General features: G+C 37.4%; 19 protein-coding genes, 1 tRNA gene and 1 rRNA gene (1 of these 21 running past the window's edge). 5 read left to right on the top strand and 16 right to left on the bottom strand.

The window, feature by feature from the left end; all coding sequences use genetic code 11:
* Positions 1-1,305: ribosomal RNA gene (locus K1I41_RS01260) — 16S ribosomal RNA — on the bottom strand; it reaches 215 nt to the left of the window's first position.
* A gap of 551 nt (positions 1,306-1,856) precedes the next feature.
* Entirely contained in the window at positions 1,857-3,092 is a 1,236-nt protein-coding gene (locus K1I41_RS01265; protein ID WP_220640876.1) for an ABC transporter permease, read from the bottom strand.
* Between the two features lie 8 nt (positions 3,093-3,100).
* On the opposite strand from K1I41_RS01265, the gene K1I41_RS01270 reads away from it, so the two are divergent.
* Together K1I41_RS01270 and K1I41_RS01275 are read left to right on the top strand one after the other, a co-directional pair.
* Positions 3,101-4,345, top strand: coding sequence for an exo-beta-N-acetylmuramidase NamZ family protein (locus tag K1I41_RS01270; RefSeq protein WP_220640877.1), 1,245 nt, complete (start codon positions 3,101-3,103; stop codon positions 4,343-4,345).
* A 98-nt stretch (positions 4,346-4,443) separates the two neighbouring features.
* Positions 4,444-4,653 (top strand): hypothetical protein, encoded by a 210-nt coding sequence (locus K1I41_RS01275; protein ID WP_220640878.1) that lies wholly within the window; start codon positions 4,444-4,446, stop codon positions 4,651-4,653.
* A gap of 30 nt (positions 4,654-4,683) precedes the next feature.
* Here the strand turns inward: K1I41_RS01275 and K1I41_RS01280 are convergent, their stop codons facing one another.
* Entirely contained in the window at positions 4,684-5,175 is a 492-nt protein-coding gene (locus K1I41_RS01280) for a YkgJ family cysteine cluster protein (RefSeq protein WP_220640879.1), read from the bottom strand.
* 45 nt (positions 5,176-5,220) lie between these two features.
* On the opposite strand from K1I41_RS01280, the gene K1I41_RS01285 reads away from it, so the two are divergent.
* Positions 5,221-5,931, top strand: a complete 711-nt coding sequence (locus tag K1I41_RS01285) for a class I SAM-dependent methyltransferase (RefSeq protein WP_220640880.1) — start codon at positions 5,221-5,223, stop codon at positions 5,929-5,931.
* A 48-nt stretch (positions 5,932-5,979) separates the two neighbouring features.
* Here the strand turns inward: K1I41_RS01285 and K1I41_RS01290 are convergent, their stop codons facing one another.
* The 8 genes from K1I41_RS01290 to K1I41_RS01325 form a co-directional block, all read right to left on the bottom strand.
* On the bottom strand, positions 5,980-6,384 hold the full coding sequence (locus K1I41_RS01290) for a DUF2059 domain-containing protein (protein WP_220640881.1): 405 nt from the start codon (positions 6,382-6,384) through the stop codon (positions 5,980-5,982).
* A gap of 21 nt (positions 6,385-6,405) precedes the next feature.
* Positions 6,406-7,038, bottom strand: coding sequence for a 7-carboxy-7-deazaguanine synthase QueE (locus K1I41_RS01295; RefSeq protein WP_220640882.1), 633 nt, complete (start codon positions 7,036-7,038; stop codon positions 6,406-6,408).
* A gap of 103 nt (positions 7,039-7,141) precedes the next feature.
* Positions 7,142-8,851 (bottom strand): tetratricopeptide repeat protein, encoded by a 1,710-nt coding sequence (locus tag K1I41_RS01300; protein WP_255566950.1) that lies wholly within the window; start codon positions 8,849-8,851, stop codon positions 7,142-7,144.
* A 34-nt stretch (positions 8,852-8,885) separates the two neighbouring features.
* The gene (locus K1I41_RS01305; protein ID WP_220640883.1) at positions 8,886-9,812 is read right to left on the bottom strand and encodes a PstS family phosphate ABC transporter substrate-binding protein; all 927 of its coding nucleotides are present in this window, start codon (positions 9,810-9,812) and stop codon (positions 8,886-8,888) included.
* Positions 9,813-10,067: 255 nt separating this feature from the next.
* On the bottom strand, positions 10,068-10,892 hold the full coding sequence (locus K1I41_RS01310) for an energy transducer TonB (protein ID WP_220640884.1): 825 nt from the start codon (positions 10,890-10,892) through the stop codon (positions 10,068-10,070).
* A 33-nt stretch (positions 10,893-10,925) separates the two neighbouring features.
* Complete coding sequence (locus K1I41_RS01315; protein ID WP_220640885.1) at positions 10,926-11,492, bottom strand: ExbD/TolR family protein; 567 nt, start codon at positions 11,490-11,492, stop codon at positions 10,926-10,928.
* A gap of 22 nt (positions 11,493-11,514) precedes the next feature.
* Positions 11,515-12,162, bottom strand: coding sequence for an ExbD/TolR family protein (locus K1I41_RS01320; RefSeq protein ID WP_220640886.1), 648 nt, complete (start codon positions 12,160-12,162; stop codon positions 11,515-11,517).
* 91 nt (positions 12,163-12,253) lie between these two features.
* Positions 12,254-13,093 (bottom strand): MotA/TolQ/ExbB proton channel family protein, encoded by an 840-nt coding sequence (locus K1I41_RS01325; RefSeq protein ID WP_220640887.1) that lies wholly within the window; start codon positions 13,091-13,093, stop codon positions 12,254-12,256.
* 418 nt (positions 13,094-13,511) lie between these two features.
* Between K1I41_RS01325 and K1I41_RS01330 the strand changes: the two genes are divergently transcribed.
* Positions 13,512-13,877, top strand: a complete 366-nt coding sequence (locus tag K1I41_RS01330) for a cupin domain-containing protein (protein ID WP_220640888.1) — start codon at positions 13,512-13,514, stop codon at positions 13,875-13,877.
* 13 nt (positions 13,878-13,890) lie between these two features.
* Here K1I41_RS01330 and K1I41_RS01335 read toward each other — a convergent pair whose 3' ends face one another.
* Positions 13,891-15,243, bottom strand: a complete 1,353-nt coding sequence (locus K1I41_RS01335) for an FAD-dependent oxidoreductase (RefSeq protein ID WP_220640889.1) — start codon at positions 15,241-15,243, stop codon at positions 13,891-13,893.
* 185 nt (positions 15,244-15,428) lie between these two features.
* On the opposite strand from K1I41_RS01335, the gene K1I41_RS01340 reads away from it, so the two are divergent.
* Positions 15,429-15,584, top strand: a complete 156-nt coding sequence (locus tag K1I41_RS01340; RefSeq protein WP_220640890.1) for a lmo0937 family membrane protein — start codon at positions 15,429-15,431, stop codon at positions 15,582-15,584.
* Positions 15,585-15,958: 374 nt separating this feature from the next.
* On the opposite strand, the gene K1I41_RS01345 is transcribed toward K1I41_RS01340, so the two are convergent.
* The 4 genes from K1I41_RS01345 to ftsA all read right to left on the bottom strand — a co-directional run bounded on the left by K1I41_RS01345 (position 15,959) and on the right by ftsA (position 19,975).
* Positions 15,959-16,032: transfer RNA gene (locus K1I41_RS01345), tRNA-Arg, on the bottom strand.
* Positions 16,033-16,109: 77 nt separating this feature from the next.
* Positions 16,110-16,559 carry a GatB/YqeY domain-containing protein gene (locus K1I41_RS01350; protein WP_220640891.1) on the bottom strand — a complete coding sequence of 150 codons (450 nt, stop codon included), beginning with the start codon at positions 16,557-16,559 and terminating at the stop codon, positions 16,110-16,112.
* A gap of 91 nt (positions 16,560-16,650) precedes the next feature.
* A complete protein-coding gene (ftsZ, locus tag K1I41_RS01355) occupies positions 16,651-18,582 on the bottom strand; it encodes a cell division protein FtsZ (protein ID WP_220640892.1) in 1,932 nt (643 codons plus the stop codon).
* Between the two features lie 13 nt (positions 18,583-18,595).
* Positions 18,596-19,975, bottom strand: coding sequence for a cell division protein FtsA (gene ftsA, locus K1I41_RS01360; protein WP_220640893.1), 1,380 nt, complete (start codon positions 19,973-19,975; stop codon positions 18,596-18,598).
* Position 19,976 lies beyond the last annotated feature (1 nt).

The following is a 19,976-nucleotide window of genomic DNA, read 5'->3' on the forward strand; positions in this document are numbered from 1 at the left end:
TTGCAGACTCCAATCCGAACTGTGACCGGTTTTGTAGATTCGCTCCTAGTCGCCTAGTGGCTGCTCTCTGTACCGGCCATTGTAGCACGTGTGTAGCCCAGGACGTAAGGGCCGTGATGATTTGACGTCATCCCCACCTTCCTCGCGGTTTGCACCGGCAGTCTTGTTAGAGTTCCCGACTTTACTCGATGGCAACTAACAACAGGGGTTGCGCTCGTTATAGGACTTAACCTGACACCTCACGGCACGAGCTGACGACAACCATGCAGCACCTTGTAAAGTGTCCGAAGAAAAATCTGTTTCCAAATCTGTCACTCTACATTTAAGCCCTGGTAAGGTTCCTCGCGTATCATCGAATTAAACCACATGCTCCACCGCTTGTGCGGGCCCCCGTCAATTCCTTTGAGTTTCAAACTTGCGTTCGTACTCCCCAGGTGGGATACTTATCACTTTCGCTTAGCCACTCAGTATTGCTACCGAACAGCTAGTATCCATCGTTTACGGCGTGGACTACCAGGGTATCTAATCCTGTTCGCTACCCACGCTTTCGTCCATCAGCGTCAATATATTATTAGTAACCTGCCTTCGCAATTGGTATTCCATGTAATCTCTAAGCATTTCACCGCTACACTACATATTCTAGTTACTTCATAATAATTCAAGTTCTACAGTATCAATGGCAGTTCGACAGTTGAGCTGCCGGATTTCACCACTGACTTATAAAACCGCCTACGGACCCTTTAAACCCAATGATTCCGGATAACGCTTGGATCCTCCGTATTACCGCGGCTGCTGGCACGGAGTTAGCCGATCCTTATTCGTACAGTACCGTCAAACTGGCTCACGAGCCAGGGTTTCTTCCTGTATAAAAGCAGTTTACAATCCATAGGACCGTCATCCTGCACGCGGCATGGCTGGATCAGGCTTGCGCCCATTGTCCAATATTCCTCACTGCTGCCTCCCGTAGGAGTCTGGTCCGTGTCTCAGTACCAGTGTGGGGGATCTCCCTCTCAGGACCCCTACCCATCATTGCCTTGGTATGCCGTTACCATACCAACTAGCTAATGGGACGCATGCTCATCTTGTACTGATGAATCTTTAATATAGTAGTGATGCCACTGCTATATACTATGGGGTATTAATCCAAATTTCTCTGGGCTATCCCCCTGTACAAGGTAGATTGCATACGCGTTACGCACCCGTGCGCCGGTCTCTAAGTTAGCAAGCTAACTTATACCCCTCGACTTGCATGTGTTAGGCCTGCCGCTAGCGTTCATCCTGAGCCAGGATCAAACTCTTCATCGTATATTTTAATATTTTACGACTTTTTTGCTAGGTTTTTTCGCTTCTAAGCGAGTTCTTACTCTCTCTTTTTTGCTGTCAATTCAATATGTCTATGAACGTGTCTTCTCTTATTATCTGCTCTCAACTTCATCGCTGTTGTTGTAAGCGGGTGCAAATGTACGCCTTTTTTTTTCTCTGACAAGGGTTCTGAAAAATTTTTTTAGCTTTTTTTCACAACGCTTTCACAACTTGGCTTTGTCTGGTTTCCTATCTTTATAACAGGGCAGCAAAGGTAATTGCTTTTTTTAGCTTTTCAAAGGGTTTTTTTGCCTTTTTTTTTACTAATTCTCGTCTTCAATCTGTGTCTGTACGGCGCTGTATTGCGGGTGCAAATGTAGTACTCTTTCCCAATCTCGCAAAATCTTTTCACCCCTTTTTCTTAACTTTTTTGTAACGTGTTAGAAACATTAAAGTTACATCTTCTTTTTTTATCAAAAAAATTTACACCAAAGTTTGTTCTGTCGTTAGCGACTCTTGATTTTTTATCTGTAAAGTTTAATTTCCATTAAAAATTAATCAAAACGAAGTGCTTTTACAGGCGAAATTTTAGTGATAATATAGGACGGAATGAGTAATAGGGTTAAACATACTACTATTGTTCCTACGTTTATAAGCAGTATAGCGGGTATATTTATAGTTACTGGCGCTACGGTTACGTAATAATTTTCGGGTGGTAGTTTTATTACTTCAAAATATTTTTGGATTAATAGCAAACCAATACTTATGGTATTACCCCAAAGCAAGCCTTTTATAATAAGATAACCTGCGTTGTATAAAAATATTTTGCGTACACTCCAATTATTAGCACCAAGTGCTTTTAACATTCCTATCATTTGGGTACGTTCTAATATTAGTACCAGCAAGGCTACTACCATATTAATGGTACCCACTACTATCATGATTACAATAATGAGTATGATATTAAAGTCGAAGAGCTTTAACCATTCAAAAATATTATAGTATTTATCTTTTATAGTACGGCTATCCAGTGTAGAGGATATGGCATTGTACACTTCATCGCCTTTTTGTTGGAGTTCATCAAAATCATCAATAAAAACTTCAAACGAGCCTACTTCGCCATTTCTCCACTTATTAATGCGTTGCACATGCCGTATATCGCCTAGTACATACGTGGCATCAAATTCCTGAAAGCCTGAATTAAAAATACCTACAATTTCAAACACCCGCATATTGGGCATGCTGTTGGCATCTTCTTTCATAAAAAAGGTATTAAACTTATCGCCTACCTTTAATTTTAACCTATCGGCTAAGTATTGTGAGAGGATTACTTCACTATTTAATTTATCGTTTAAATTGGGTATCCTACCATTAATAATATATTCCTCAAGGTTATGCCATTTGTAGTCCTTCCCTACTCCTTTAAAAACAATACCTTCTACTGATTCTTCCGTTCTTATAATTCCAGCTTTAGCTGCTACGGCTTGTACATGGGTAATGCCTTCTACAGCTTTAAATTCAGGATAAAAATCTTGCTCTATAGCAAGTGGAGCAACACTAACCTGCGAAACATTATCGTCGTAATTCGATATAATAATGTGTCCGTTAAAAGCGGCCACTTTTTCGCGGATTTTATCTTGTAGCCCAACTCCTGTTGCCACAGCAATAATCATCATAATAATACCAATAGCTATGGCTATTATAGCTATTTTTATAATTGGAGCAGATATACTACTTTTATGATTCTTGGCAGTAACTAGCCTACGGGCAATAAAATATTCTAAATTCAAACTGATATATGGTATCTTATTCGTTTTTCAAAAATACATTATTATTCTCACTTATATTGTTAGCAGCCTGCGGAAATTCTGTGAATACAAAAATGGATAACAGTAGCAATACCGTAGCCGAAAATAAAAAAGCTATAGTTAAAATACCTGTAACACAAACTATAAAAACAGGTGCCGATAATTACGAACATTATTTACCTCTATTACGAGGGAAAAAAGTAGGGATTGTAACCAACCAAACAGGTATTATAACGGTACGTGGTAAGCAAGAGCATTTAGTCGATTTTTTACTGGAGAAGAACATTGCACTACAAAAAATATACGCTCCTGAGCATGGGTTTAGGGGTACTGCCGATGCTGGCGAATTAATAAAAGATGGGAAAGATACTAAAACAGGATTACCCATTGTATCACTATACGGCAATAACAAAAAGCCAAAACCCGAACAGCTTATAGGGATTGATATATTAGTTTTTGATTTACAGGATGTGGGGGCACGATTTTATACCTACATATCATCATTACATTATGTAATGGAGGCTTGTGCAGATAATAACATTCCGTTGGTGGTGTTGGATCGACCTAATCCCAACGGTAGTATTGTTGATGGTCCTGTGCTGGAAATGGAGTATAAAAGTTTTGTGGGTATGCACCCTATACCTGTATTACATGGTATGACGATTGGCGAATATGCACGGATGATTAATGGCGAAGAGTGGTTACAAAATAATGTTAGGTGCAACTTGGCAGTAATACCTTGCACCAACTATAATAGAAGCATGCCGTACAATTTGCCTGTAAAACCATCGCCTAATTTACCCAACAGCCAAGCCATAAACTTGTACCCTAGCCTGTGTTTTTTTGAGGGCACTACTATTAGTGTAGGACGTGGCACAAACATGCAGTTCCAAATATATGGTGCTCCGTTTTTACCAAAAACCAATTTTAGTTTTACACCCATGCCAAACGAGGGTGCTAAAGGCCCAAAACACAACGGTAAAGTTTGCTATGGCGAAGATTTGACTAAAATAACACCCGTTACACAACTAGAGTTAAAATGGTTAATTAATGCTTATGAGAAAGCCAACAACAATAAAACAGAATTTTTTACCGCATTTTTTACCAAGTTAGCGGGTACTAAACAATTACAGGAACAAATAGAAGCGGGGAAAACGGAAAACGAAATTAGGGAGAGTTGGAAAGAAGGACTTACAGCGTTTAAGCTAATGCGAGAAAAATATCTTATCTACTAATTAAACAATTACTAATTTCTTAATATTATTACAAAGTACTTTATGGTATGTAAGTGTTTTTGTAATTTCAATCCGTAAAATATAAAAACACATTAACAATGGATATTGGTACCAAAATACAAAACTTTATTTACTACATTATGGAACATGTAGCTAAGATAAAAGAGTATGTGGAAGATTTAATACATTTTCTATCGTATATAAAAGATAAAATAGAGGAACTAATTGACTACATTGACGCCAAGATAGAAAGTGTAAAAGCTATTATAGCCGAAATACAAAGTACCGAGACAGAGCTTGCCGCATAAAAAAAGCCTTCGTTATAACGAAGGCTTTTTTTATGGTATCCGTTTTTTCATTTCCTCCACTATGTTATACGCTGCAGGGCAAATGGCTATATTTTTTAACGTTAGGTTACTTATTTGCTGAAACTTTTTCCTATCCGTATGCGGAAACTCACGGCATGCTTTGGGTCGTACATCATATATCATACAATAATTATCGTTATCCAAAAAAGTACAAGGTACACTTTGCAACACATAATCGTTATCTTCATCAATACGCAAGTACTGCTCAATAAATTTCTGTGGTTTTAACCGTAAATGCTTGGCAATACGCTCTACATCGGCAATAGTAAATAAAGGCCCTGTTGTTTTACAGCAGTTCGCACAGGTTAGGCAATCTGTTCTTTCAAACTCCTCATCGTGCAAATCCTGCATAATGTAATCCAAGTTTTTGGGCGTTTTCTTTTTTAACTTATCAAAAAACTTTTTGTTCTCGTTATGCTTATCTTTGGCGAGCTTAGGAAGCTGTTTTAAAAAATCGTCCATTAGGATTACAGTAAATTATTAGTAAGGGCGTAAAAGTATAAAAAAATGAAAGACCTTTTCGGGAAAGCCATACTGGACTACCAAACCAATAATAATCCAGAAGATTTAATTACTGCAACCTCTATATCTGAAGCAGACGAAATGAGTGTTGCTTATTTGTTTAGGGACTTTAAAGCGATGCCTAAAATAGAACAAGAAGCACTTGGATTAGCAAGGGGAAAAGTACTCGATGTAGGATGTGGCGCAGGGAGCCATAGCTTATATTTACAAAAGGAAAAAGGTTTGGATGTTACTGCCATAGATATATCTGCCAATGCCATTGAAGCCTGCAAATTACGCGGCATTAACAATGCATTGGTTAAAGATGTTATGGAGCTGGAGGATGAAAAATTTGATACGATACTTTTGCTGATGAATGGTGCGGGAATGTGTGGACGACTGAATAAAATTGCTGATTTTTTACAGCAAATTAAATCGTTATTAGCTAAGGGTGGGCAGGTATTACTGGATTCCTCTGATATTATATATATGTTTGATGAAGATGAAGATGGTGGTAAATGGATACCTACCGATACTACCTACTACGGTGAGGTAGTTTTTAACGTAAGTTACAAAGGTGAAAACGAAACACCGTTTAACTGGATGTATATTGATTATAATACGCTACAAAATGCGGCACATGCCAACGGGTTGGATTGTGATTTGATTCTGAAAGGTAAACATTACGATTATTTAGCCAAGCTATCTGTAAAGTAAAAAAGCCCCTTTGGTAGGAGCTTTTTTTATTATTATGTAATAGGTGTACTATTGCATATATTTCATCATAATGCCTTGTAGCTCCATACTCCATTCTTGCATGGTTTGGATGTTTTCTTCGGCAAGTTTAGTGCTTTTTTCGGCAAGTTTTCTACCCAATGGCGACTGATAGAATTTAATAAGATCTTTAATCTCTTGATGCGTAAATTCTTTCATATAAAAATTGGTTTGCGACTCCAATACGGGTTCTAAAGATTTTTCAAATTCTTTTGTAAAATCTGCTTGTTTATCGGCAGGAACCATAGCCATTACTTGTTTTTTTGCCATATCCATTTGTGCAGTAGCACCTGTTAGCTCCATCATTTTTTTTACGTCGGCTTTAAAAGCAGCATCTTGTGCAAAAGTAAATTGTGCAGCCAACATAAATACGAAAGCAAATACTAATTTTTTCATTGTTATTGTTTTTAAAGTGATTTATGGAATATTTAAATATTTATGTGTTTGTAAAGATATACGCCATTTCGGATTATTCATAACATAATCTACAATAAGTGGCGTCATTTGTTCTTTTTTACTCCATTCGGGTTGTAAAAACAGAATGGCATTATCGTTGGTTTTGGCTGCTTGTTCTTCGGCAAATAAAAAATCGTGCTTGTTATGGATAATAACTTTTAGCTCGTTAGTTATAGCATAGGCATCATCAACAGGAAGTTTGTTTTTTTTGGGCGATAGGCAAAACCAGTCCCATGTACCTGTAACAGGATAAGCCCCTGAAGTTTCGATATGTACCGACATTCCGCGTGCTTTTAACTTAGTAGTAATCGGGTTCATATCCCATGTTAATGGCTCGCCTCCTGTTATTACAATGGTTTTAGCATGTTTAGCTGCGTTTTCTACAATGGTGTCGGTAACTGTAGGTGGGTGCAGCTCGGCATTCCAACTTTCTTTAACATCGCACCAATGGCATCCTACATCACAACCGCCCACGCGTATAAAATAAGCTGGTGTACCAGTATGGTAGCCTTCACCTTGTATGGTGTAAAACTCCTCCATTAGGGGTAGCATTTCGCCTTTTTCTACTGCTATTTGTACTTCCTTTTCTAACATTGTTTTTAAAATAGGGTGCAAAGATACGTATTAAAATGCAAAGCAATAAAAAACCGTTTTGCAATGCAAAACGGTTTTTTACTTTAAACTTTATAGTGTAACGTTACTTTTGTAAACGCTCTAATTCATTTTTAACGTACTCATCTTCTGGAGCAAGCTCTAACGCCTTAGTAAAATATTCTACTGCTTTTTCTTTTTCGATAACAGCATAGTAGGCACCCGCATTAGAGTATGCCTCTACTAGGTTTTTACGCTCGCCATCACTCAACTGGTCTGCACCTTTAGCAGATACAATACGAACGTACTCATCATAAGCTTTTGCCATCTCAACATAGGCTTCTTCTGTTTGCATGTATTGGTTAATTCGTGCCTTGAAAAGAAAAGCATCCTGTGCTTCTGGAGAAAGTTCAATTACTTTTGTAAGTGCTCCATCGGCTACCATTAAACGCTCTAGGTTTAATTTTCTGTCTTCTTCCGATTTGTTTACGTGGTCGTAGTAAATAGAATAGGCTAGGTAAAAATTATCGTAAAAAGCATTTCTGTTTTCTGGATTAGTGGTAGCTACTTCAAATACAATTGATGCGGGACCATATAAACGTTGCTTAAATAGTTTTTTACCTATGGCATTGTACTCATTGGTAATTTCAATATCCATTTCAGCAGCTTTCTTAATATCTTCAATAGCGGCATCAAATACGGCTTGATCAGTTATTATAGAGTTTCCTTCCTCATCTGTACTAACTGTAGAGGCTAATTTTGCCAAACCTAAATACAGGTAATCTCTTGCAATTAATCGGTTAGGGTCTACTTTAGCAATAAACTCTTCCATTGCTGTAAGGCTTCCTTCGTAATTGCCATTTTCGTATGCCGAATAGGATAGGTAACGTAGTATTCGTGGATTTACTTTATCTAGCTCTTGCATTTTTTTAGCTTCTGCCTCAAGTGCCTTGTAGTCTTTTGCCAAGACAAGGAAATCTGCATGACGCATACGCGAGTTAAGCGAATAATCGGTTAACTGCATGTATTTCTCGTAATAATCTAGAGCCTTTTTAATGTACTCGTTGTATTTAGAGGTATCGGTATTTGCCCAAAGCGAGTATGTTTCTGCAAGCTCTCTGTAAGCTGGTCCGTATTTAGAGTCTATCGCTAAAATATTGTTGAACTCTTTTATTGCCTCTGGAAAAGCGGCTCTGGTATTTTTGGTAATAACGCCCAGTTGCAGCTTAGCACGGAGTACCGAATTATCTAAGTTAAAAGCAGTTCGGTAAGCCTTGTATGCTTCGTTATACATTTCGCTACCCACGTAAGCATCTCCAAGACTTAAATAGGCTTGTGCATTTTTGCTATCTTTTTCAAGGGCCTTCTTTAATATTGCTATTGCCTTATCGTAGTTTGGTTTATCCGAATTTATATAGGCACGCCCCATGTAAACATACTGCTCCACGTCTTTGCGTCGCATATCGTCCTCTACTTCTTTAAACTTAGCTTGTGCAGCAGAAGTATTACCGTTGTTAAGGTCGATATGGGCAAGACCAATTAGGTTGTATTCAGCATCACGTTTTGCGTTTTTACCTTTATTAAAATACAGTGCTGCCGAGTCTTGCTCTTCTTGTTTTAGATAAACATCGCCTAATAAGAAGTAATTTTTACCTTCGTCACTTTTTGATGTAATTAGCGACTTGAGGTTGTTTTTGGCATTTTGATATTTTTCGGCATCAATAGCCCTTTTTGCTTGTTCAGCATCTTGGGCATTTGCTGCACCGAATAGCAATAGTGATAATCCAAGAAATTTGAATTTTTCGATCTTAATCATTTTTGTACTCCTTTTATTAATATTTTGTAGTTACTTATAATTCGTTTCGCACAATAATGTCCCTCGACGGGATTTCTACAGGTAACAATCCTGACTTAAGGACGATACGCTGCCCCTCGTGTGCACTTACATATATTGCAAACCCTGTGCCTAATCCGTCACGACCCTGATAATTTAATACATATACGCTGCGGGTAAGCGGATAATCGCCCGTTGCTATATTACTTTGGGAGGGTTTGTAGTATTTTTTATTTCCTGTAATTGTGTCAGTATTACTTACTGCTAACACTTTTACGTTGTTTACATATTTTTGCAGGCTTGGTGGCGACTGTACCAACCAATCTACGCCTATAATGCCAATAGCTCCAGCATTTTTATCGATGTATTTTATAACCTCTTCGTTATTTTGTAATGAATACACGTTTTGTGTAGGCACACTGGTTACGCCTGCTTTTTTTAATAGGTAATTTATGGTACTTGAATTCTGATTATCAAAAACCAACTTATCTATTTTATCAGATGCTTTGCCTTGTAAAACGTTTAGCACTTCTTCTAGGTTAATAATGCTATCATTAGTTCTTTTGTTTACTATTAGTGCTATAGCATCTGTAGCAAAGTGTGTAATTTTAGGCGATATGTTTTTTTGTTTAAAATGTGCCTCTTCTTCTGTAGTTAGTTTTCTGGTAAGTACAGCTACTTTAATACTATCAGACAATAAGGCATTAACCACTTCGGTTTCTGTTTTGTTTACCTGCGTTATGGTAGCATTATTGTATATGCTCTCAAACACAGCAACAACATCCTCCGTAATGGGTTGTACAGTATTATCAACATATAGTGTAAGTGTACCCGTAAGCGAAGTTTCTTTTACAGGCTCGTTTTCAGCATTATTGTTTTTACAGGCAAAAAAAAGCCCTATAAAAACAAAAGGTATACTAGCTAGTATGTGTATTTTTTTCATAACGTTGTACTACTCCCGTTGCTTTTTAAGTAACCTAACAAACCTTATAAAGGCATAGATTATAAGTAAACCTCCGAAGGCAAGCCTACCGCGATAGGACATGGATAACGGAAGTGTTTTCCAGAAAATTATTATTAGCCCCAGTGCCAAATACAGCAAAAAAAACACCAATCCTAAAACAAACAGAAATCGCTGCTGAGGCGATTTCTGTATTTGATTTTGAGATTTATTATCTTTCAACATCACGACTATCGACTATGACTTGATGTTAATTGTAATTGGTAAGTTATACGAAGCACGTACTGCTTTACCGTTTTGAATACCAGGACTCCATTTCTTTTTCATGGATTTAAGTACTCTTTCGGCTTCTTTACCCAAACCATAACCTGGGTCTCTAAGTACTTTTATACCCGTCATCGAGCCATCTTTTTCTACAACGAAAGAAACATATATTCTTGCCGTCATATCTTGGTCAATATCTGGAATTCTAAAGTTCTTATTAACATAGTTATAAAACTCTTTTATACCACCTGGATATTCTGGTTGTACTTGTAGTCCAGCAGTATTATATACTGTGTTATCTGGAGCTTCTACCCCTTTATCAAGGTCACCCGATGGTTTACCAATATTAATATCACCTGTTGGGCTAGCCTCAGCATTTCTCGAACTTGGATCTGCTTCTTTAAACTGCTCAATTTTTGGTGGATCTTCTGGTACTTCTTCTTTTTTAGCAGCTTCAAGCGGCTTAAATTTCACCTCTTCTACCACCGATTTTGGTGCTTGGTATACCTCCTCTACAGGTGGTGGTGGTGGTGGAAGTTCTATCTCTTCTTCTGGTGGTGGCATTAAATCTGCCACTTCAATTACTTTATCAACTTTATCTTCGTCTTTTTTAACTTTTTCACCCAGCCATCTGGAAAGAATAGGTAGCGATATAAGTGCTACAAAAAGTATTGCACCAACAATAAAGGCTCTAATAGTTGTTTTAGGACTCTCAGAACGCAGGCGGTATGCACCGTAACTTTTGTTACGCCCCTCAAACACCATGTCAATCCATTTATCCCTGAATATATTTGCCATAATTATTATTTTTTTGGTTAGTTAGCAGGTTAATTAATATAAACCTTTTTCTTCTAACAATTCTACTTCAGGTTCTGTAATATCACCTATAGCATATAGCTGTGGGTGTGTTATTGCCATCTCATCCAATATATCTATAAGGTCACGATAGTTTGATTTATCGCTTGCCTTAATATTAACAATGAGTCCTTCTTCTGGTTTGCCATCTCTTTTAGATATAGCTTCTACTCTAGCTTTTTGCTGTAGTAGTACTTGCCTAATACCATCTTTACCAAACTCTGCCTTAGTAGGCTCAACTTTAGGTTCTGAAAATTTACCTATATACCATAATAAAGAATCATCTTTACCAATAAGTATAGTCATTAACCTTTCCTCAGGAACCTTAGTATTATCATCTTGCTCGGTTGGATCTTTATCTTTATCTGGCATTGCCAAAGGCATCGATTGTGGCTTTGATAACGATGTGGTAAGCATAAAGAAGGTAATAAGTAGGAAGGCTAAATCTACCATCGCAGTAAGGTCTACCGCAGGATTAGATTTTTTACTTCTTACCTTACCGCCTTTACCGCCACCGCCGCCGTCAGTATTTAATTCTGCCATTTTATATTATGTTTTAATACAATTAAAAATCTTCGTTTCGTAAACCCGTTACAAGAAAAAATCTATTCTTTTTCTGGTCTTGTAGTATATCTATAACACGCTTTATAGTGGGATACTCCTCTTCTCCATCACCTTTTATGGCAATATCAAGGTCTTTAAATTCTATATCTTCACCATCTATCATTCTTTGCTCCAAAACTGCTTTAGATGCTTCACGAGCTTGTTTTACCCAACTCGTTAACTGGTCGTTAACCGTATCAAAAGGAATACCTTTTTGTAGTCCTTCAGAGTTTCTGTCTGCTGGACTCATTTTTAAAAGTCCCTTCAACTGGTTTAAAGGCACTCCAAAACCTTGCATGTTACCAAAAGCTTCGTATTCGCTTTCCGTAAAGCTCATGTTGTATTCCTGAGAGATACGCTTTAGTGTTTCTATCTTAACGTCCTTATCTGGAATATTAAAGAAAACTTGCTTATCTCCTACGGTAATAGTGGCAACTCCAGATTCTGGAAGTTTATCCAATACAGTAGAGGCTGGTGTATCTACAGGGTGTGGTTCTGGCTCTTTTGATGTAGCCGATAAAATAAAGAACGTAAGCAATAGAAAGGCTACGTCACACATAGCCGTCATATCTATCCTTGTGCTCTTTTTAGATACTTTTACTTTAGCCATTATTTAATTCGTTTATATAAAACTTTAAGCAAAGCAACTGCTATTGCTTTTGCTTAAAATTTTATGTTATTTATTAGCTTAAACTTTTTGATTATGCATTGTTTGCAGCAGCTCTAAAACGTCTGTACGTTTGAGTAATTGTAAAACCTGCCTCATCAATAGAGTAAGTTAATTTATCGATTTTTGATGTAAACGCATTGTACGCAATTACTGCTAATGTTGATGTAGCAATACCTGTAGCGGTGTTAATAAGTGCCTCAGAAATACCATTTGCTAGTGCAGCAGAATCTGGAGTTGAACCAGCACCAAGTGCGGCGAATGCTTTAATCATACCTGTTACTGTACCTAACAGACCTGTTAGTGTACCAATAGATACTAGTGTAGAGATTACTACAAGGTTTTTTTCTAGCATTGGCATTTCTAATGATGTTGCCTCTTCTATCTCTTGTTGTATTGCAGCTTCTGCTCTTTCGCTATCAAAGCCTTCTCTTTTTACCTCTTCGTATTTTAATAAACCTGCTTTTATAACATTAGCAACAGTTCCTTGCTGCTTGTCACACTCAACTATAGCTTCGTTAATGTTACCTCCTGCAATTTGCGTTTGTACTTTTCTAACAAATGCCTCTACATTTCCTTTACCTTTTGCTTTGTTAAGTACAATTAGACGCTCGATAGAGAATACTATTGTCATTAAGAAAAGTCCCATAAGTACTGGTACAACGTATCCACCTTTATAAACCATTGCTAGGTAGTTACCTGGTAGTGGGTGCCCCTCTGGATCTCCACCTTCAAAATTTGATGAGTGTCCCATTACAAATTTCCAAACTAGAGCTGCTACAACTAAGCACAATACAATAGCTAGTCCTGCGAATAAATTAGAGCCCTTAGATTCACCCTTTTTGTCAACCTTCTGAATAGATGCGTTTGCCATTTTTCTAAAAAATTTAGTTTTTGATTTTTTTTAAATAATAGTTTCTTGTTGTTTAATACCTTACTTTATATTAAGATTGGCAAATTTAATTTTTTAACAGATAAAAAAAAATAAAAAGGTTTTTTTTATTGCTTCTTAACGTTAATTTATCATAGCACTCATAACTATAACTTTACATAAAATACCAATTTGTTTACATAAATTTATATTTAATGCGCAGAAACCACTATTTGTTAATAATAATTTTAATTTAATATAGATTACATATAAATAACACAATTAACTATGTTTTATTGTAAGGGTGCTACAATTTTTATGACTTATAGTAGTTACACACAAATTTAATAGCCTTGCTGTTTTTAATTTTTATTATAAAAAACTAATAAGCAACACATTAACACTAACTATAATTTACGAGATGAGGAAATTTTTTATACAGAAAAATCCATTTGTAGTACCTACGGATGACGGAAAGCTAATTGAAGAGCACTTTGGAAATGCCAGCGACGGTAATAAAGAGGTGTCCATAGCACACATGATAGCTCCTGCACATTGGAGTGAACCACCACAAGAACCTACGTTTGACGAATACACCTATATAATAAGGGGTAAAAAACAGTTTGTTATAGATGGGGAAACTGTTGTGTTACGAGCAGGAGAATCTATCAGGATAAGTAAGGGAGCCAGAGTACAATACGCCAACCCATTTAATGCACCTTGCGAGTATATAGCTATTTGCTTACCTGCTTTTACTATAGAGGGTGCAAACAGAGATAGTGAGTAATAGCCCACTGGGCTTAAGCGTGCTTTTTTTGTAAAAGCTCGAGTATTTTGTTTTCTACTGCTTTGGTATCCCATAGCTGCTCTATGTTATCCATTTTCATAACCTCATTCATAATGTTGTTTTGCCAATCGCCTAGTGCTAAAGCCTCACTGTACGGGCGGTGGCTAAAGGTTACCATACTGTATAGTGGCATCCATTTATCAGGATATTTTTCAGAGAACCGCTTTTCTATTTTCTTTTTAAGTAAAAAGTTCTCATCTGCTGTTTTAGAGCTCATTTCCATAAAATTACGGTACGATAACTCTGCAATTGCATCAGTATTTGGCTTTCGGCTTTTTTGGTACTCTTTAAAAATACGTTTCCAGTCGTCGCCATACTCCTGCATTAACTCGTTTAATATAGTAATATCTTCAAAACCAGCATTCATACCATGACCGTAAAAAGGCACTATAGCATGGCATGCATCGCCAATTAATGCTACTTTATCTTTATACGTCCATGGGTAACACTTCATGGTAACCAAAGTACTTGTTGGGTTTTTAAAGAAATCGTTTACGAGTTCTGGTATTACATCGATAGTAGACGGGAAGTGTTCTGCAAAAAATTGCTCTAACGTTTCCTTATCTTTTAACGATTCGAAGGATTTTTCCCCTTCAAATGGCATAAATAAAGTACAGGTAAAACTACCATCTAAATTAGGTAGTGCAATTAACATAAAGTTATGGCGTGGCCATATATGTAGGGAGTTTTTATCAAGTTTATGCGTTCCGTCTGCATTAGCTGGAATGTTAAGCTCTTTATAACCTAAACTTAAAAACTCTTGCGAGTAGTTAAACATACTCTGGCGTTGCATTCTGTGGCGCACTCTAGAAAAAGCACCATCGGCACCAAAAACCATATCATAATCCAAGTCCTCCCACGTACCACGCTCGGACTCTCCTGTGTGCAGGGTTGCCGAAGCGAGCTCTAAATCCCAAATTTTAGTTTCAAAAATAAACTCAACACCTTCGGCTTCAGCCAACGAAATCATTTTTCTGTTTAATACTCCTCTGGAGATGGAATAAATACTCTCGCCTTCTTTACCATAATACTGGTAATAAAGCTCTTGTCCAATAGGGTGTATAGCACGCTTATCCATAGGTATAGCTATTTTGCGTACTTCTTCGCCCAATCCTAAATCATCTAATGCTTTCCAGCCACGATTTGACATGGCTAAGTTAATGGAACGTCCTGAAAATTCTATTGTTCGTATATCCTGACTGCGGTCGAAAACGTGTACCGTATGCCCTGCTCTTTTAAGGTATATTGCAAGTAAGGATCCTACGAGTCCAGAGCCTACTATTGCAACTTTTAAGGGTGTTTGCATGAAAGTTTTTGTAATACCTTACAAAAATACTTAATTAAAAAATTATTACCGTTAGTTTCACTATTTATTTGAAAACTACAATAGACTTTAAGAAAACATTAGCTATTAAAGGATTCTTAATTAATTACAATAACCGAATGGTATTGTATAATTTTACACCATTAACATTAAAAATAAACAACATTATGAGAGATTTAATTTGGTTAATTGTCGTTATTCTTATTATCGGATGGTTAGTAGGCTTTTTTGGCTTTGGTGAAGCCGTAGGAAGTTTAATACACATTTTATTGGTATTGGCTGTAATTGGTATTTTATACAAACTTGCTACGGGCAGAAGGTAGTGCAATTACAATGCTATTAAACTAGAAAATTATATGTAACATCTGTACACATTTTGATCTATATATAAAAGCTACTATACACAATTTTTAAATGTAATTGTGTTATAGTGGCTTTCTGCTTTATAATAGTTTTTATTACGAAGAAGTAAAAAAGCAACCGTTATACTTGGGTGTCGTTAAAATTTAGGCTCAATGATAAAGGAGCAGACAGTATAATGATGTAAACAAATTAAACTTATTAGCCGTTTATAATTACATAGTCACTTTCCTGAATTGTATTGGGAGTAGCAATTTTATACTTTTGATGTAGATTAGTATGGTTTTATGAAAAACTTACTCAAACAAAAAAGCAAGCTAAATAGCTTGCTTTTTTGTGACCCCGAAGGGATTCGAACCCCCAACCCTCAGAGCCGAAATCTGATATTCTATCCAGTTGAACTACGGAGCCATTTTTTAGGTTTTTGAGTATCAAAAACGTAATTTATATTTTTCTGATACGCTGGAAACCCAATAATCCAGTATACTTTATGCTAATGATTTTTTTACTACTGTAGAGATGGTTTTACCATCGGCTTTACCTGCCAACTCTTTAGAGGCAATCCCCATAGCTTTACCCATATCGGGCATACCAGAGAAACCATTATCTGCAATAATTCTTTTTACTACTGCCTCAACTTCTGCTTCAGACATTTGTGCTGGCAGGAATTTCTCGATTACTGCCACCTGAGCTAGTTCAGGTTGTGCAAGGTCCTCACGACCCTGTTCGGTATATATTGCAGCACTATCTTTACGTTGTTTTACGAGTTTTTGCAGTAATTTTATTTCTTCTTCTTCAGAAATATCATCTTTAGCACCACTCTCGGTTTTTGCTAATAGGATACCCGATTTTATAGCACGCAATGCTTCGAGTGCAACAGTATCTTTTGCCTTCATGGCATCTTTCATAGCTGTCATGATATCGGATTGTAAACTCATAATTTTAGTTTTATAAATTGTGCTTGCGAAGATAAAAAAATAACCCGAAAACAGCATGCTGTTTTCGGGTTAAGAAGTAAAGTTGGGTTAGTTAATCTACGTTATCGTGTAGGAACGAATTGTTCGATCGTAACTGTAAATCGTCGTTACTATCTGTTCCTAATGAAAAGCGTGATTTGCTATTGTCGGTTTTTGATTCATCTATATCAATACCCATTCTTTTATAAGCGGGTTCTTTTTCTCTTTCGTCTACATCTGTCGAATTGTTGCGGAATTTATAGTTAAATTCTTTCATTCGTTTTTTACGCTCTTCTGCTCTTGAACGAAGGGTTTCTTCTATTGTCATTTCAATAGGCGATGGCTGCTCCTCGTTGGTTAACAATGCTGCTGCTGGCTCTTCTGTTTTCTTTAGCGTAAGGTTTAACTCTGCACTTATAGGCTCTTCTTTCGCTTGTGGCTTAGATTGTAAGAGTTCTTTTTCTTTCTCCAAGTAATCCTCTAACGAGTAGCGTACAACACCTGTTTCGTTTACCTCAGTAACTGGTACAACACGTATCGGGTCGTTTACTTTAATATCGTTAGTAGCAACTTCATCCGAAAGTTCAAAAATTTGCTTCTGCTCTTGTTGTGTTGCTTCTAAAACTGGCTCAAAAGAAAATTGCGGTTGTTCTTTTTCTATCACAACAAATTCAGGGTCTATAACCTCTATATCGTTAACACTTTTTACTACTTGTGGTTCTGGAGAAACAATTTCGAAAAACACATCCAACCCGTTAATATAATCCGAAGATGGTAGCGTTTCTGCTTCCACCTCCGCTTCAGGCTTTTTTTCGGTTACTTCGTCTTCAAGTGAATATATTACTTTCTCTTCTTGCTGAACTACATTGGTAACTTCTTGCTGCAGTTCTTCGTTTGTTGGTGCAGAAAAATCAAAAGCAGGCATTGCAGTTTTATCCAATAAATCGGTTACCAACTTCTGCTCTTCCTCTAACGCGTGTATAATTTTTTTAGGCTCGGTATTAACAATATCATTTTGTTGCTCTACGTTAAACCCTGTGGCAATTACTGTTACGGCAACCGCTTCTTCTAAGGTTTCATCTTCGCCTACTCCCATAATAATATTGGCGTTAAAACCAGCCTCTACTTGTATGTAGTCGTTAATTTCACCTATCTCATCAATCGTAATTTCGTTAGTCCCCGAAACTATAAGTAACAGTACGTTTTTAGCTCCTGTTATTTTATTATCGTTTAACAAGGGTGAATCTAACGCTCCTGCTATAGCCTCCTTGGCACGGCTTTCGCCTGTAGCAGTTGCAGACCCCATTATGGCTGTACCACTGTTAGATAGTACGGTTTTAGCATCTTTAAGGTCGATATTCTGTGTGTAATGGTGCGTAATTACTTCGGCAATACCTCTGGAGGCTGTTGCTAATACCTCGTCTGCTTTGGAGAAGCCTGCTTTAAAGCCTAAGTTACCGTATACCTCGCGTAATTTATTATTGTTGATAACGATTAAAGAGTCTACTTGGTTGCGTAAACGCTCTACTCCTGATAACGCTTGTTCGGAGCGAACTTTACCTTCAAACTGAAAGGGTATGGTAACAATACCTACTGTTAAAATATCTCTTTCTTTAGCCAATTGTGCAATTACTGGTGCAGCACCTGTACCTGTACCACCACCCATACCTGCGGTAATAAATACCATTTTGGTATTGGTATCGAGCATTTTTTCGATATCCTCTATGCTCTCCAATGCAGCTTGCTGCCCTACTTCTGGGTTGGCACCCGCACCAAGCCCTTCGGTTAAACTAACACCAAGCTGTATTTTGTTAGGAACACTGCTGTTGTGCAATGCCTGAGAATCGGTGTTGCAAACAATAAAGTCTACCCCCTTAATTCCTTGTTTAAACATGTGGTTTATTGCGTTGCTACCGCCCCCGCCTACACCTATTACCTTAATAACGTTTGACTGATTTTTGGGTAAATCAAACGAAATGCTTTCAAAATCTGAATTGCTCATCATATCATCGGGTTTTTTATTCTGCGTTATCTAAAAAATCTTTAATCTTATCTATATACTTATCAAAAAACGAACGTTTTACACGTTTTGCTGTCGATTCTACTTCTTCGTTTTCAGGTTCTTGTGCTGCTACTGGCTCAAGTTCCTTTTCTTCTTCATTATGCTCCTGCACTGGCTCAAACACGGGTGCTGCGGTGGGTTTTTGTAATTCTACCAAAGGGGTTGCGCTTTTGGTATTGTTACGAATACTGTTCATTACCAATCCTACCGCTGTTGCATAAAGTGGGCTCGATATCTCTTCGTCAGAGTTTCCTGCTAAATGTTCGTTAGGGTAACCTATACGGGTATCCATACCCGTAATGTACTCTACTAATTGTTTTATGTGCTTTAACTGCGAGCCTCCGCCTGTTAGCACAATACCTGCTATTAACTTTTTACGAGGATCCTCGTGCCCGTAGGCTTTTATCTCGGCAAATACCTGCTCTATAATCTCTACCACACGGGCATGTATTATTTTAGATAGGTTTTTAAGCGATATTTCTTTTGGTTCTCTGCCACGTAAGCCTGGTATAGAAACAATTTCGTTGTCTTTATTTTCTCCAGGCCATGCCGAACCGAATTTTACTTTTAATAATTCGGCTTGCTTCTCTATAATAGAGCAACCTTCTTTAATATCTTCAGTTATTACATTACCCCCAAAAGGGATTACTGCGGTATGGCGAATAATACCATCTTTAAAAATAGCCAAGTCGGTAGTACCCCCCCCTATATCAATAAGGGCTACACCTGCCTCTTTTTCTTCTTGGCTTAATACGGCATCTGCCGATGCTAGCGGCTCAAGGGTTAGTCCCGAAAGGTCTAAATCGGCACTTTTTATACACCTGCCTACATTACGTATGGACGATGCTTGCCCTACTACTACATGGAAACTGGCTTCGAGCCTGCCACCATACATACCAATAGGTTCTTTTATTTCGGTTTGCCCATCTATTTTAAATTCTTGTGGTAGTACATGTATTATCTCTTCACCGGGTAACATTGCCAGTTTATGCACTTGGTTAATTAACAAATCAATATCTTCATCACCTATTACTTCCTCGGGGTTGCTTCTGCTAATGTAATCGCTGTGCTGAATACTACGGATGTGCTGCCCCGCTATACCCACCACTACATCGTTAATTTTATAATCCGAGTCGGCTTCAGCTTCCTGTACTGCTTCTTGGATGGACTGAATGGTTTGTGTAATGTTATTTACTACACCACGCGCCACACCAAGGCTTTTGGATTTACCAACGCCCAAAATCTCCAGTTTGCCGTATTCATTTTCTCTACCTATCATCGCAACAATCTTGGTTGTCCCGATATCTAACCCTACTGCAATGCTATCTTTTTCCATA

This window comes from Flavobacterium litorale (genome assembly GCF_019613795.1).
GTDB lineage: Bacteria > Bacteroidota > Bacteroidia > Flavobacteriales > Flavobacteriaceae > Flavobacterium > Flavobacterium litorale.

Coding starts and splice junctions, on each gene's coding strand:
- K1I41_RS01305 (WP_220640883.1), bottom strand. CDS start 9,812: ATGAAAAAAATACACATACTAGCTAGTATACCTTTTGTTTTTATAGGG.
- K1I41_RS01325 (WP_220640887.1), bottom strand. CDS start 13,093: ATGGCAAACGCATCTATTCAGAAGGTTGACAAAAAGGGTGAATCTAAG.
- K1I41_RS01320 (WP_220640886.1), bottom strand. CDS start 12,162: ATGGCTAAAGTAAAAGTATCTAAAAAGAGCACAAGGATAGATATGACG.
- K1I41_RS01300 (WP_255566950.1), bottom strand. CDS start 8,851: ATGATTAAGATCGAAAAATTCAAATTTCTTGGATTATCACTATTGCTA.
- K1I41_RS01285 (WP_220640880.1), top strand. CDS start 5,221: ATGAAAGACCTTTTCGGGAAAGCCATACTGGACTACCAAACCAATAAT.
- K1I41_RS01315 (WP_220640885.1), bottom strand. CDS start 11,492: ATGGCAGAATTAAATACTGACGGCGGCGGTGGCGGTAAAGGCGGTAAG.
- K1I41_RS01340 (WP_220640890.1), top strand. CDS start 15,429: ATGAGAGATTTAATTTGGTTAATTGTCGTTATTCTTATTATCGGATGG.
- K1I41_RS01330 (WP_220640888.1), top strand. CDS start 13,512: ATGAGGAAATTTTTTATACAGAAAAATCCATTTGTAGTACCTACGGAT.
- K1I41_RS01310 (WP_220640884.1), bottom strand. CDS start 10,892: ATGGCAAATATATTCAGGGATAAATGGATTGACATGGTGTTTGAGGGG.
- K1I41_RS01275 (WP_220640878.1), top strand. CDS start 4,444: ATGGATATTGGTACCAAAATACAAAACTTTATTTACTACATTATGGAA.
- K1I41_RS01350 (WP_220640891.1), bottom strand. CDS start 16,559: ATGAGTTTACAATCCGATATCATGACAGCTATGAAAGATGCCATGAAG.
- K1I41_RS01295 (WP_220640882.1), bottom strand. CDS start 7,038: ATGTTAGAAAAGGAAGTACAAATAGCAGTAGAAAAAGGCGAAATGCTA.
- K1I41_RS01335 (WP_220640889.1), bottom strand. CDS start 15,243: ATGCAAACACCCTTAAAAGTTGCAATAGTAGGCTCTGGACTCGTAGGA.
- ftsZ (WP_220640892.1), bottom strand. CDS start 18,582: ATGATGAGCAATTCAGATTTTGAAAGCATTTCGTTTGATTTACCCAAA.
- ftsA (WP_220640893.1), bottom strand. CDS start 19,975: ATGGAAAAAGATAGCATTGCAGTAGGGTTAGATATCGGGACAACCAAG.
- K1I41_RS01280 (WP_220640879.1), bottom strand. CDS start 5,175: ATGGACGATTTTTTAAAACAGCTTCCTAAGCTCGCCAAAGATAAGCAT.
- K1I41_RS01270 (WP_220640877.1), top strand. CDS start 3,101: ATGGTATCTTATTCGTTTTTCAAAAATACATTATTATTCTCACTTATA.
- K1I41_RS01290 (WP_220640881.1), bottom strand. CDS start 6,384: ATGAAAAAATTAGTATTTGCTTTCGTATTTATGTTGGCTGCACAATTT.